The organism is Pseudomonas atacamensis (assembly GCF_017167965.1).
Classification (GTDB): domain Bacteria; phylum Pseudomonadota; class Gammaproteobacteria; order Pseudomonadales; family Pseudomonadaceae; genus Aquipseudomonas; species Aquipseudomonas atacamensis.
The window spans coordinates 5003604-5016456 of sequence record NZ_CP070503.1 but is presented as its reverse complement, the minus strand read 5'-3'; the positions used below and the strand labels follow the sequence as shown (position 1 = coordinate 5016456).

Genomic DNA, 12853 nt, shown 5'->3' with positions numbered 1-12853 from the left:
TTTTGCGTATGAGAATATTTATCATTAATATTGCTCGCCTGTAGATTCGGCTTGTCGGCCGAACGTTTCCGTTTCAGGGTCGAAACATGAAAGGCAAACTCGCCACCCTTCCCATGTCCTATCGTCTGGCCGTCACTTCGCGAGTGCTGGCGGCGATTTTCGGCGGCTATCTGGTGGCGGCGCTGGCCAGCGTCACCCTGACGTTGTGGCTGCCGCTGAACCGCGCCGAAGCGGTGGTCACTGGCATGACCGTGTCCTTTCTGGTCTATCTGGTCGCAGTGCTCTGGTGCTTTGCCTGCCGCAGCGCGTGGTCGGCGTGGGTCGGCCTGTTGGTGCCGAGCGTGATTCTCGCCACCGTTTCCGGTGCCGCGCGCGGTCTGGGGCTGGCATGAAAGAGGGCTTCCGGCAGGCGATGGCATGGCTGCACACCTGGGCCGGGCTGGTGTTCGGCTGGTTGCTGTTCGCGATTTTTCTCACCGGCACGCTCGCTTATTTCAAAGATGAAATCAGCCACTGGATGCAGCCGGAAATCGCTGCACATTCGCTTGATAGCGAAGCGAGCCTGGCGCTGGCGCAAGATTATCTGCAGCAACACGCCGCCGGTGCCTCGCGCTGGCTGATCGATTTGCCCGATGCCCGCGACCCCGGTCTGAAGGTGCGCTGGCAGCAGGCGCCGGGCAAACCCGGCGAGCGCGGCCGCTTCGAATCCCGAACTCTCGACGCTCAGACCGGGGCCGAGGTGCAGGGCCGCGAAAGCATGGGCGGCGAGTTCTTTTACCGTTTCCACTTCCAGTTGCAGATGCCTTACCCGTGGGGGCGCTGGCTGGCGACCATCGCCGCAATGGTGATGTTCGTTGCGTTGATCAGCGGCATCATCACCCACAAGAAAATCTTCAAGGACTTCTTCACCTTCCGCCCGCGCAAGGGCCAGCGTTCCTGGCTTGACGGGCATAACGCCGTGGGTGTGCTGGTGCTGCCGTTTCACGTGATGATCACTTACAGCAGCCTGGTGATTTTCATGTCGATGGTTATGCCGGCGAGCATCGTTGCCTCTTACGGCAGCGACGTGCGCAAGTTCTACGACGAAGTCTTTCCCGCCTCGAAGACGCCCGAGCGCGCCGATGTCGCCGCACCGCTGAACGCCATGGCGCCGCTACTGGCCAAGGCCGGCCAGCAGTGGTCGGGTGGCCATACCGCGCGCCTGTCGGTGAGCAACCCGGGCGATGCCAGCGCCACGGTGGTGCTGTCCCGCGCGGGCGATCGGGTGGTGCATGATTTCGGCCGGGCGGTGACGTTCAACGGCGTCACCGGGCAGCTTCTGAGCAGTACACCCGATCAACCCATGGCGATGGCGGTGGGTGGCGCGTTTTACGGTTTGCACATGGGCCATTTCGCCGGGCCGCTGTTGCGCTGGCTGTATTTCATTTGCGGATTGGCTGGCACGGCGATGATTGGCACCGGGCTGGTGATCTGGCTCGGTAAGCGGCAGCTCAAGCACGTAAAAAGCGCGGCGTTGCCCTTCGAATTGCGCCTGGTTGAGGTGCTGAATATCGCCAGCATGGCCGGCCTGGTATCGGCGGTGGCGGTGTTCTTTTTGGCTAATCGACTGGTGCCGGTGAGTCTGGCGGGGCGGGCCGATTGGGAAGTGAATGCTTTCTTCATAGCCTGGGGCCTGAGCGTGGTGCACGCCGTGTTGCGTCCGGGGCGCAAGGCGTGGATCGAACAGCTGACGCTCGGCGCCGCGCTGTTTATCGCGGTGCCGCTGATCAATGCGCTGACCACACCGTGGAATCTTGGCACCAGCCTGATGCAGCGCGACTGGGCACTGGCCGGATTTGATCTGACGTGTCTGGCGACCGGGCTTTTCCTCGGCTGGGCTGCGCGCAAGATGCAGCGTACGGGCGACTCCGTCAGCGTTCGCAAAGCAAGTCCTTCGCCTCGCTCGATCACAGTCGAACAGGGGGCCAACTGATGCTGCTGGCCCTGTTGCTTACTTACGCCGGCTTCACCGCGTTGTGCCTGTCGATGCCACGTCATCACGCCGAATTGCTCGGCGCCAAACCGTCGACGCGCCGCCGTCAGGGTCTGGCGCTGGCGGGATGGCTGTTGCTGGCGCTTTCGCTGTGGGCGGCGGTCGCGGCCAGTGGCTGGAGTTTCGGTCTGGTCGACTGGTTCGCGGTGCTGATGCTCAGCGCTTTGGCATTGGTGCTGTTGCTGCCGTATCGCCCGCGTCTGGCCATGGCCCTGGCCGGGTTGAGCCTGTTGGCCAGCCCGGCCGCCGCCTGGGCGCAGTGCTGAAGTGCTGATCGGTCTGCCGCCGGAATCGCGTGACGATGAAGCGCGTGGCGCGCGTGCGCATTTTCTCCAGGTGTTTCTGTCCCAGCGTGCGCAAATGGAAGCGCTGGTGAATCGGCGCGTCGGTTGTCGGGCGACGGCGGCTGATCTGGTCCAGGATCTGTTTTTGCGCTTCTGGCGGCGGCCGCTGGTGCAGGTCGAAGAGCTCAGCACTTATCTGCTGCGCTGCGCCGGCAACATCGCCATCGATCATTTGCGCAGTGAAGGCACGCGCACGCGGGTCAACGAAGGCTGGCAGCCGGACGAACCCGACAGCCATGGCAGCGAACCCCAGGCCGCCCTCGAAGCCGGCAACGATCTGCGCCATGTCGAAGCCGCGTTGCGCGCCTTGCCCGAACGCACGCGGCAGATCTTTCTGCTCAATCGCATTCACGGGCGCAAGTACGCTGAGATCGCCAAGGCCATGGGCCTGTCCCAAAGTGCCGTGGAAAAACATATGATGCGCGCCCTCGAGGCCTGCAAGGCCAGCCTGCGCGACCCCGCGCCACGCCTGCCAGGGAAAGCACCGTGAAGCCATCCGATCCGATCACACCGACACCGGCCCAGGAACAGGCCGCGCTGGCCTGGCTGAGCCTGTTGCATGACCGCCCGAGCACTGGCGATCAGCTGACCTTCAGCCAATGGCTGCGCGCCGATCCGGCCCATGCCCAAGCGTATGCGCAGGCGCAGGTGATCTGGGAACTCAGCGAAAGCCCCGCGCGCACGCTGGCCGATGAAGATGCGTTCGCGCTGCAAGGTTATCTGCAGGCGATGGATGCCCCGCGTCGTTCGCCGATTTTGCGTTGGTCGGGCGCGCTGGCGCTGGCCGCGTGTCTGCTGTTGATGATCAGCCTCGGCACGGGGTGGCAGGCGCAACGCTGGCTCGACGATCTGCGCGCCGATCATGTCTCCACGCCTGGCGAAGTTCGCACGGTGACACTGGCCGATCAGTCGCAAGTGACGCTGGATGCCGACAGCGCGATTGCTGTGGATTTCAGTCATGGCCAGCGCCGCGTGAAATTGATCAGAGGCGCTGCTTTCTTCAACGTCACTCACACCGGCGATCCGTTTGTGGTGGCGGCGGAGCAGGGCGAGGCGCGGGTGCTCGGCACGCAGTTCGAAGTGCGCCGGCAACTTCATGGCGCGCAAGTGACGGTGTTGTCCGGACGTGTCGCGGTGACGGCGGACGAGCACGGTCAACAACAGATTCTCACGGCCGGCCAGCAAGTTGCTTATGCCGACGGCACTGCGGAAAAACTGCATGCCGTGGACAGTGAAGCGCAACTGGCGTGGCGTCAGGGTTGGCTGACTTACTACAAGACCACGCTGGCCGATGTGGTAGAGGATCTGCGCCGCTATTACCCGGGGCGGATTGTGCTGCTCAACGATGAGCTGGCGGCGCGCAAGGTCAGCGGCAGCTTTCCGAGCAAGGACCCGCAGGCGGTGCTCAATTCGTTGCAGGGAGTGTTGGGGTTTGAGCAGCATCGGGTGTTGGGGCAGCTGATTATTCTGCGCTGAGGCTGCCGGCCTCTTCGCGAGCAGGCTCGCTCCCACAGGGTACGCATTCCAAAGGTGGGAGCGAGCCTGCTCGCGAAGGCGTCAGCCCAGGCAACAAATTCCCCGAAAAATATTTTCAAATTAAAGGTGAGGTAACCCCGAGCCCCATCCGTGTAGTGACTGAAACTGCGAGCCATTCGCATCCGTTGCGGTTCTACACAGGTCATTGAGCAATGAAGTCCAGGGCAAAATCCGGTTCGGTCAAACAGTGGTTGGGCATGTCAGCGCTGAGTTTTTCCGCGTTGGCATTGCTGCCGATGAGTATCGCGCTGGCGACAGAAGCGGTGAGCAATCAGGCGCAACAGCAATTCAATTTTGCCCTCGCCGCCAAACCGTTGCCGCAAGCCCTGAGCGACTTCAGCCGTGTGACCGGGCAAAGCGTGGTCTACACCGACGAAGCGCCGTACGGCCTCAATGCTCCGGCAGTCAACGGCCAGATGAGCGCCGAACAGGCCCTGCAACGCCTGCTCGGCAATTCCGGCCTGAGCTTCCGCCGCACCGACAGTCATACCCTGGCGCTTGAGCCGATGCCGACCGCAGGCGCGCTCAATCTCGGCGCCACCACCATCACGTCCACGCGCGACGAATCGATGAGTTATCAGCCACCGGAAACCAGTTCGGTGATGCGCTCATCGGCGTCGCTGCAAGAAATCCCACAGACGGTCAATGTCATCCCGGCGCAGGTCATTCGCGATCAGGCGCCGCGCAATCTCGACGACGCGCTGGCCAATGTCAGCGGCATCACCCAGGGCAACACCTTGGGCAGTACCCAGGACTCGGTGATGACTCGCGGCTTCGGCGACAACCGCAACGGCTCGATCATGCGCGACGGCATGCCGCTGGTGCAGGGCCGTGGCATGAACGCGACCGTGGATCGCGTCGAAGTGCTCAAGGGCCCGGCCTCGTTGCTCTATGGGATTCAGGATCCGGGTGGTGTGGTCAACCTGGTCAGCAAGAAGCCGGAACTGACCCAGTACAACGCCGTGACCGTGCGCGGTTCGAGCTATGGTGACGGCAAGAATGGCAGCGGCGGCGCCTTCGACAGCACCGGGGCGCTGGGCGATTCCGGCTTCGCCTATCGCATGGTCGTCGATCATGAAGACGAAGATTACTGGCGCAACTTCGGCACCCATCGCGAGACGCTGATCGCACCGTCGCTGGCCTGGTACGGCGAGCGCACCAAGCTGTTGTTCGCCTACGAGCACCGCGAATTTCTCACCCCCTTCGACCGTGGCACCTTGATCGATCCGCGCACCAATCATCCGCTGGATATCTCGCGCAAGCAGCGTCTCGATGAGCCGTTCAACGACATGGAAGGGCGCTCGGACCTCTACCATTTCGAAGCCGACCACGAACTCAACGACGACTGGAAAGCCCACTTCGGCTACAGCTGGAACCGTGAAACCTACGACGCCAGTCAGGTGCGCGTGACGGCGATCGACACCAACAAAGGCACACTGACGCGCAGCATGGACGGCACCCAGAATGCGATCAGCACCGATCGTTTCACCACCGCCAGCCTCGAAGGCAAAGTGAATGTGCTGGGCATGCAGCATGATCTGGTGTTCGGTGTTGATGATGAATACCGCAAGATCTACCGCGAGGATCTGATCCGGCAGAAAAGCCTGACCACGTTCAGCTATCTCAACCCGGTCTATGGCCGCGAAGTGATGGGCACTACGGTGAGTGCGCCCGACAGTGCGCAGACCGATAAGCTGCGCAGCGATTCGCTGTTCCTGCAGGATTCGATTCACCTCAACGAGCAGTGGATTCTCGTCGCTGGCGGACGTTTTCAGGAGTACGACCAGTACGCCGGCAAAGGCGTGCCGTTCAAGGCCAATACCGACAGCAATGGGCAGAAGTGGGTGCCGCGCGCAGGGCTGGTGTATCGCTACACCGACGCGCTGTCGTTCTACGGCAGCTACACCGAATCGTTCAAACCCAACTCGACCATCGCCCCGCTGAGCGGCAGCAGTACCGTGCTCGACGGCAGCATCGCGCCGGAGGAAGCCAAGTCGTGGGAGCTGGGTGCGCGGCTGGATATGCCCGGCAGCATCACCGGCAATATCGCGTTGTTCGACATCAAGAAACGCAACGTACTGGTGGCCAATTCCGAAGGCCCGACAACGATTTACAGTGCGGCAGGCGAGGTGCGTTCACGCGGGTTGGAAGTTGACCTGAGCGGGCAGCTCAGCGAGCACTGGAACCTGATCGGCAGCTATGCCTACACCGATGCCGAAGTCACCGAAGACCCGGAATACAAAGGCAAGCGCCTGCAAAACGTAGCGAAGAATTCCGGCTCGCTGTCGGCGGTGTATGACTTCGGCAATGTGTTTGGTGGTGATCAGTTGCGTGTCGGGGCGGGCGCGCGCTATGTCGGCGAGCGTGCCGGCAACGCGGTGAATGATTTTGACCTGCCGAGCTACACCGTGGCGGATGCGTTTGCCACTTACGACACGACGGTTGAGGGGCAGAAGGTCAAGTTTCAGTTGAACGTGAAGAACCTGTTTGATCGCACCTATTACACCTCGTCGGCGAGCCGCTTCTTTGTGTCGATGGGGGATTCGCGGCAGGTTTCCTTGTCGAGCACCCTGGAGTTTTGAGTCAACGTCAAAAGATCGCAGCCTTCGGCAGCTCCTACATTTGGAATGCGTTTCCCCTGTAGGAGCTGCCGAAGGCTGCGATCTTTTGACCTTCTAACGCAAAAACGCCTGCCGATACTCGCCCGGCGTCCCACCCAAAACCTGCCTGAACCGATTAGTGAAATGGCTGGCACTGGCAAACCCGCACGCCAGCGCAATTTCGCCCAGCGGCAACGCCGTGCCGCGCAACAATTCCCGCGCCCGGCTCAAGCGCCGCGCCAGCACATATTGATGCGGCGGCAGGCCGAAGCTCAGGCGAAACATCCGCGCAAAGTGATATTCCGACAGCGCGCACAGCCCGGCCAGTTGCCCGAGGCTGATGGCTTCGCTCAACTGATCGTCGATGAACTCCACCAGTTGTCGGCGCTGATGCGGTGCCAGTCCGCCCTTCAAGCGCAAGCCCGGTCGCGCACCGACCTGGCTGAGCAAGGTGTGGCTGATCAATTCATGGGCGAGGCTGCTGGTCAGCAAGCGCTCGGCCGGCTCTTGCCAGTTCAGATTCAGCAATTGCCGGAAGCGCTGCGCCTGCTGCGGATCTTCGAGAAAGGTCTGCTCGCGCAACTGCATCTCGCGCGGTTCGCGATCGAGCAACGTGACGCAACCGAGGGCGAATTGTTCGGCGCTGAAATACAGGTGCGCCAGACGGATATCGCCATTGATCACCCAGCCCGATTCATGATCGGCCGGCAGGATGCACAGCTTGTCCGGCCCGCCCTTGCGGCCCGGCTGGCCACGACGGAATGTGCCGGTGCCGCCGGCAACGTAGCACGAAAGCGTGTGATGACTTGGCGCTTCGTATTCCTGGGCATCGTGGTGGTTGGTCCACAAGGCCGCAGACATGCCGTCACCGAGCTCGGCGCTGTGCACAAGGCGTGCATTCGGCGAGCGGTTGAGGGCTTGAAAGACTTGCAGGGTATCGATAGCGGCCATGTTCGGTTCTCTCCAACGCCTTGCATCCTACTCCGTAGACGCCGCCCTGCCAGCCTGCCGCCAGACAAAAGCGCAAGATTGTGCAAGCGTCGCAGGCTGCCCGAGGCAGACACTCAAGGCCTGTTTAAGGAGTGTTGGCCATGAACCTGTCGTTGTACCTGCTGACCGTGCTGATCTGGGGCACCACCTGGATTGCCTTGAAATGGCAATTGGGCGTGGTCGAAATCCCGGTGTCGATTGTCTATCGCTTCGGCCTCGCCGCGTTGGTGCTGTTTGCGGTGTTGCTGCTCAGCCGACGCCTGCAACCGATGAACCGCGGTGGGCATTTGATTTGTGTGGCTCAAGGGTTATGTCTGTTCTGTGTGAACTTCATGTGCTTTCTGACGGCCAGCCAGTGGATTCCCAGCGGGCTGGTGGCGGTGGTGTTTTCTACGGCAACGTTGTGGAACGCCTTGAATGCGCGGGTGTTCTTCGGCCAGCGCATTGCGCGCAATGTGTTGCTGGGCGGTGCGTTGGGGCTGTCGGGTCTGGGGCTGTTGTTCTGGCCGGAACTGGCCGGGCATCAAGCCAGCCCGCAAACCCTGCTCGGCCTTGGATTGGCGTTATGCGGCACCTTGTGTTTTTCCGCCGGCAATATGCTCTCGAGTCTGCAACAGAAAGCGGGATTGCGACCGCTGACCACCAACGCCTGGGGCATGGCCTACGGCGCGGCGATGCTGACGGTGTGGTGTCTGATCAAGGGCATACCCTTCGACATGGATTGGTCGCCGCGTTACGTCGGGGCACTGTTGTATCTAGTGATTCCCGGCTCGGTGATCGGCTTCACCGCGTACCTGACGCTGGTCGGGCGCATGGGCCCGGAGCGGGCGGCTTACTGCACGGTGCTGTTCCCGGTGGTGGCCCTGAACGTGTCGGCGTTTGCCGAAGGTTATCAATGGACCGCACCGGCGCTGGTCGGGCTGGTGCTGGTGATGCTGGGCAACGTGCTGGTGTTTCGTAAACCGAAAGTGCTGTTGTCTGCGGGTCAAGGGAAGTTGGCTTGATAAAGCGAGCGCTGATACTCAGCGCTCAACTTTCAAAGTGATGTAGATCATCACCGGGAAGATGAAGTCGACAATATGCCTTGCCCAGTCCTTGGCATTCCATGATAGCGAAGTGTCCATGTCGAACCACTCGACACCTACAGTTTGTAGACAAACGTAATAAATGAAAATGGCGACCAACATGCCCATGATCGAAAACTTCTTGGCTTCATGGAATGCCGCTGGCGATGCATCGATGTGGCGATACAACTGGTAAGTACCGATCAGGCAAAGCACGGTATAGGTGACTTCCATGGTGATGATGAACCAGTAGATCCGGTGATGGATCATCGGCGAATCGATCGCGCGGTACATGATGTTTTCACTGGCGTTGGTGGTGTCCATGCTCAGGATATGTGCAACGTAAGTGTAGTTGGACTCGTAGTCGGTGAAGTTATGAATCATCACCAGCAAGCCAAAGAAACTTATATAAGCCATCAAGATGACTTTGCTGTAACGAATGAGTTTGTCGGTGGTCAGGGTGTTCACGGGATCAGCTCTCCATAGCAAATAATCAATGAGTTGATAATTTGCGAGAGCTTATATGGCAGTTACTGGGTCCGGCGTTTTTGTTCGGTTGCAAGTTATGTAAGGTGAAGGCCGGCGCAATGTTGCGCCGGCCTTTTTTTTCAGCCGCGCCAGACCTGCGGGTTGACCAGATCCTGCGGCCGTTCGCCGAGGAGGGCGCTGCGCAGGTTGGCCAGGGCGCGGTTGGCCATGGCTTCACGGGTCTCGGTGGTGGCCGAGCCGATGTGCGGCAGGGTCACGGCGTTTTTCAACTGGAACAGCGGCGATTCGGCCAGCGGTTCTTTTTCATAGACGTCCAGCCCGGCGCCACGGATGCGGTTGTTTTGCAGGGCTTCGATCAGTGCCGGTTCGTCGACCACCGGGCCGCGCGAGATGTTGACCAGGATCGCGCTCGGCTTCATCAGCGCCAGTTCGCGATGGCTGATCAGGTGGCGGGTCTTGTCGCTCAGTGGCACCACTAGGCAAACGAAATCGGCTTCGGCCAGCAGCTCATCGAGGCTGCGGAACTGTGCGCCGAGCTCCTGTTCCAGTTCGGTCTTGCGGCTGTTGCCGCTGTAGATGATCGGCATGTTGAAGCCGAAGCGTCCGCGCCGGGCGACGGCGGCGCCAATGTTGCCCATGCCGACGATGCCGAGGGTCTTGCCGTGCACATCAGTGCCGAACAGCGGGGCGCCGACGCTGGCCTGCCATTGCCCGGCCTTGGTCCAGGCGTCGAGTTCGGCGACGCGGCGGGCGCTGCTCATGATCAGGGCGAAAGCGAGGTCGGCGGTGCTTTCGGTGAGCACGTCGGGGGTGTTGGTGAGCATGATCCCGCGTTCGTTGAAGTAGTCGAGGTCGTAGTTGTCGTAGCCGACCGAGACGCTCGAAACCACTTCGAGTTTTGTCGCGGTTTCCAGTTGTGCGCGGCCGAGTTTGCGGCCGACGCCGATGAGGCCGTGGGCGTGGGGCAGGGCTTCGTTGAACTGGGCGTTGATGTCACCGGTCTTGGGGTTGGGGACGATGACGTCGAATTCTTCTTGCAGGCGTTCGATCATGGGCGGGGTGATGCGGCTGAAGGCCAGGACTGTTTTTTTCATTGGGCTTGGGCTCGTCGGGGCTTGATTGCAAGCACGCTAACATTTTCTCGCTCGGGTTGTCTTGGCGGCCTCTGGGCCGACCAGGTTCTTGGGGTTTTGGGTGAATATCCGTTGCTTCGGGTGTTGCTGATTACGGTTCCGCCCTTACGGCGGGTCACCTTTTTCAAACGCCAAAAAGGTAACCCAAAAGGCTTGCTCCTACGTTCGGCCCTCGCAGGCTCGGGTCCCTTCGCTCCGGGACTGATCCGGGCGCAGCGGCTACGGTTTGCTTCGCTGCACCTCCTTCCGCTGTGTCTGGCTGCGCCAGACGGTCGCTGCGCTCCCACGCCCGGATCAATCCCTCCGCTCAGCCTTCCGACGTCGCCGGTGGATCAAGATCAAGAGCACTCGAGCTTGCGCTCATTGTTGAGTGAGGCGGCTTCGCCGCGGGCAGCTGCGCTGCTTTGCCTTTACTTTTGTTTTTGCTTTTGTGGGAGCGAGCCTGCTCGCAATGGCGGCCTGACAGTCGACCTGTTTCTCGCTGATGTACTCGATTCAAACTGTGGGAGCTGGCTTGCCAGCGAAGGCGGCCTGACAGCCGACCTGTTTCTCGCTGATGTACTCGATTCAAACTGTGGGAGCGAGCCTGCTCGCGAAAGCGGTTTATCTGACACCTCGAATGTTGAATGTGCCGAAGCCCTCGCGGTCGGGCTCGCTCCCGGGAGGTCAGCTGCGTGAGGGGGGCTGATGGATTTCATAGTTATCCAGCACCCGGTTCACCGCCAGTTCCGCCAGCATGATCACCTGCTGGATGGCCAGTATGGTGTGCCGCTGTGGGCTGTCGACGTGGGCGGCGATGTCGCTGCTCATGATGCTCGCCGAGGCGAGGGATTCGCAGGCGTGGGCCAGCAGGCTTTCGTTGTCCTGGTCCGGGGCGACCTGGAACATGGTGCTGGGTTTGTGGCTTTGCTGCGCGGTGGTGGCCGGTTTGAGGTAGTGATCCAGCGCACGCTCGGCGGCGTCGTGGAGTTTCGTTGAGTCGGGGGATTCGTAGGGTGAGGTGCTTGCGGATTCGGGGGGATTGGGTGTGGGTTTGAACATGGCAAAGATCCTTTTGGATTAATGGAGCTGCCATTTTTCGTTTTCCAGGCGAAAGGGGTGGCAGCTGTACGCGGACTGGAAAAACCGGCAAAGGATCAAACCCGGCAGACCCGAAGGTCTCCCACGTACAGCCGCCATAACTGAATACCGGCGCTGAAAGAGCGCGGCATTATGTCATGCGCTGTGATCCTGCGGGTTTTCCAGACCCGGTCGCTGATTCGTCAGCAACCGCCAGATCCTAGCCAGCGCACGTCCGACGGACAACCTGCAAACCCTGTCGGAAAGTTCCTTGAAAACACCGCGATGTAGGAGTTGCCGCAGGCTGCGATCCGTTGATTTTTAAACAGCAAAATCAAAAGATCGCAGCCTCGTTGCACTCGTCAACTCCTACACGAAGTCAGCGGTGTTTAAAGTCAGGTGGCGACGCGCGCGCCAGCCAGACTCCCGCTCAACTCATACGCAACCAGTTCCGCCTGATGCGCCGCCAATATCTCCGGCAACGATCCGCGCAAATATTCCACCCAGGTTTTGATCTTCGCATCCAGGTACTGCCGCGACGGATAGATCGCGTAGAGGTTGAGTTCCTGCGAGCGGTAGTTGGGCATCACGCGCACCAGGGTGCCGTTGCGCAGGCCTTCGATGGCGGCGTAGACCGGTAGCACGCCGACGCCCATGCCGCTGGTGATGGCGGTTTTCATGGCGTCGGCGGAGTTCACCAGGAATGGCGAGCTGTTGATGGTGACCGTTTCCTGGCCGTCCGGGCCGTCGAAGGCCCATTTTTCCAAGGGGATCACCGGGCTGACCAGGCGCAGGCAGGCATGGTTTAGCAGGTCGCTGGGTTTTTGTGCGGCGCCGTTGGCTTTTACGTAGGCCGGCGAGGCGCAGACGATGCTGTAGGTGATGCCCAGGCGTTGCGAGACGAAGCCGGAATCGGGCAGTTCGCTGGCCAGCACGATGGACACGTCGTAGCCCTCGTCGAGCAGGTCCGGCACGCGGTTGGCCAGGGTCAGGTCGAAGGTCACGTCGGGGTGGGTCTTGCGGTAGCGGGCGATGGCGTCGATGACGAAGTGCTGGCCGATGCCGGTCATGGTGTGCACTTTCAGCTGGCCGGCGGGGCGTGCGTGGGCGTCGCTGGCTTCCGCTTCGGCTTCTTCGACGTAGGCGAGGATCTGTTCGCAGCGCAGCAGGTAGCGTTTGCCGGCCTCGGTCAGGGCGATGCGCCGGGTCGTGCGATTGAGCAGGCGGGTTTGCAGGTGGGCCTCGAGGTTGGAGACCGCGCGCGAGACGTTGGCGGTGGTGGTGTCCAGTTGCACGGCGGCGGCGGTGAAGCTGCCCGCTTCGGCAACACAACTGAAGGCGCGCATGTTTTGCAAAGTGTCCATGGGGTGCTCTCAAGGGAGATGGCAAATTGTGACACGAAGTTTCAGGGGCTGAGACCCCCGACCAAGGGATTATCTCGTTAACCGTAACAAAGATTCACAGAAATCCCAGCTTATCGCCGCAGAGGCAGCTCCATAGAATTGCGCCGATCCTGTGCCGGCGCTGCCGAAGGCTGCGGTCTTTTGATTTTGTTTTAAGGGAAGCAAGATCAAAAATCGCAGCCTGCGGCAGCTCCTGCACGGTC

At 61.0% G+C, this 12853-nt stretch carries 12 protein-coding genes; 7 read left to right on the top strand and 5 right to left on the bottom strand.

What is annotated here, in order from left to right:
• Positions 1 to 86: 86 nt before the first annotated feature.
• The 6 genes from JWU58_RS22900 (at position 87) to JWU58_RS22875 (ending at position 6494) form a co-directional block, all read left to right on the top strand.
• Complete coding sequence (locus tag JWU58_RS22900; protein WP_041479671.1) at positions 87 to 392, top strand: DUF3649 domain-containing protein; 306 nt, start codon at positions 87 to 89, stop codon at positions 390 to 392.
• On the top strand, positions 389 to 1972 hold the full coding sequence (locus tag JWU58_RS22895) for a PepSY-associated TM helix domain-containing protein (RefSeq protein WP_206421035.1): 1584 nt from the start codon (positions 389 to 391) through the stop codon (positions 1970 to 1972). The genes JWU58_RS22900 and JWU58_RS22895 overlap by 4 nt, the downstream gene beginning before the upstream one ends.
• Positions 1972 to 2298, top strand: a complete 327-nt coding sequence (locus tag JWU58_RS22890; protein WP_206421034.1) for a DUF3325 domain-containing protein — start codon at positions 1972 to 1974, stop codon at positions 2296 to 2298. Before JWU58_RS22895 ends, JWU58_RS22890 begins: the two co-directional genes overlap by 1 nt.
• A 1-nt stretch (position 2299) precedes the next feature.
• A complete protein-coding gene (locus JWU58_RS22885) occupies positions 2300 to 2866 on the top strand; it encodes an RNA polymerase sigma factor (protein WP_016771621.1) in 567 nt (188 codons plus the stop codon).
• Positions 2863 to 3852: a FecR family protein gene (locus tag JWU58_RS22880; protein WP_206421033.1), complete on the top strand. Its 990-nt coding sequence runs from the start codon at positions 2863 to 2865 to the stop codon at positions 3850 to 3852. Before JWU58_RS22885 ends, JWU58_RS22880 begins: the two co-directional genes overlap by 4 nt.
• 212 nt (positions 3853 to 4064) lie before the next feature.
• Positions 4065 to 6494, top strand: coding sequence for a TonB-dependent siderophore receptor (locus JWU58_RS22875; protein WP_206421032.1), 2430 nt, complete (start codon positions 4065 to 4067; stop codon positions 6492 to 6494).
• 93 nt (positions 6495 to 6587) lie between these two features.
• Here JWU58_RS22875 and JWU58_RS22870 read toward each other — a convergent pair whose 3' ends face one another.
• On the bottom strand, positions 6588 to 7463 hold the full coding sequence (locus JWU58_RS22870) for a helix-turn-helix domain-containing protein (RefSeq protein ID WP_123443462.1): 876 nt from the start codon (positions 7461 to 7463) through the stop codon (positions 6588 to 6590).
• A gap of 140 nt (positions 7464 to 7603) precedes the next feature.
• On the opposite strand from JWU58_RS22870, the gene JWU58_RS22865 reads away from it, so the two are divergent.
• On the top strand, positions 7604 to 8506 hold the full coding sequence (locus JWU58_RS22865; protein ID WP_206421031.1) for a DMT family transporter: 903 nt from the start codon (positions 7604 to 7606) through the stop codon (positions 8504 to 8506).
• Positions 8507 to 8524: 18 nt separating this feature from the next.
• On the opposite strand, the gene JWU58_RS22860 is transcribed toward JWU58_RS22865, so the two are convergent.
• From JWU58_RS22860 to JWU58_RS22845, 4 genes are all read right to left on the bottom strand, one after another.
• Entirely contained in the window at positions 8525 to 9034 is a 510-nt protein-coding gene (locus tag JWU58_RS22860; protein WP_130901471.1) for a DUF2165 domain-containing protein, read from the bottom strand.
• A 140-nt stretch (positions 9035 to 9174) separates the two neighbouring features.
• Positions 9175 to 10149, bottom strand: a complete 975-nt coding sequence (locus tag JWU58_RS22855; RefSeq protein ID WP_122610794.1) for a 2-hydroxyacid dehydrogenase — start codon at positions 10147 to 10149, stop codon at positions 9175 to 9177.
• A 705-nt stretch (positions 10150 to 10854) separates the two neighbouring features.
• The gene (locus JWU58_RS22850; RefSeq protein WP_123443464.1) at positions 10855 to 11229 is read right to left on the bottom strand and encodes a DUF6124 family protein; all 375 of its coding nucleotides are present in this window, start codon (positions 11227 to 11229) and stop codon (positions 10855 to 10857) included.
• Between the two features lie 413 nt (positions 11230 to 11642).
• Entirely contained in the window at positions 11643 to 12611 is a 969-nt protein-coding gene (locus JWU58_RS22845) for a LysR family transcriptional regulator (RefSeq protein ID WP_024011667.1), read from the bottom strand.
• Positions 12612 to 12853 lie beyond the last annotated feature (242 nt).

Excerpts from the sequence above, each read along its gene's own strand:
- JWU58_RS22865 (WP_206421031.1), top strand. The coding sequence starts at position 7,604 with ATGAACCTGTCGTTGTACCTGCTGACCGTGCTGATCTGGGGCACCACC.
- JWU58_RS22850 (WP_123443464.1), bottom strand. The coding sequence starts at position 11,229 with ATGTTCAAACCCACACCCAATCCCCCCGAATCCGCAAGCACCTCACCC.
- JWU58_RS22900 (WP_041479671.1), top strand. The coding sequence starts at position 87 with ATGAAAGGCAAACTCGCCACCCTTCCCATGTCCTATCGTCTGGCCGTC.
- JWU58_RS22890 (WP_206421034.1), top strand. The coding sequence starts at position 1,972 with ATGCTGCTGGCCCTGTTGCTTACTTACGCCGGCTTCACCGCGTTGTGC.
- JWU58_RS22870 (WP_123443462.1), bottom strand. The coding sequence starts at position 7,463 with ATGGCCGCTATCGATACCCTGCAAGTCTTTCAAGCCCTCAACCGCTCG.
- JWU58_RS22875 (WP_206421032.1), top strand. The coding sequence starts at position 4,065 with ATGAAGTCCAGGGCAAAATCCGGTTCGGTCAAACAGTGGTTGGGCATG.
- JWU58_RS22845 (WP_024011667.1), bottom strand. The coding sequence starts at position 12,611 with ATGGACACTTTGCAAAACATGCGCGCCTTCAGTTGTGTTGCCGAAGCG.
- JWU58_RS22895 (WP_206421035.1), top strand. The coding sequence starts at position 389 with ATGAAAGAGGGCTTCCGGCAGGCGATGGCATGGCTGCACACCTGGGCC.
- JWU58_RS22855 (WP_122610794.1), bottom strand. The coding sequence starts at position 10,149 with ATGAAAAAAACAGTCCTGGCCTTCAGCCGCATCACCCCGCCCATGATC.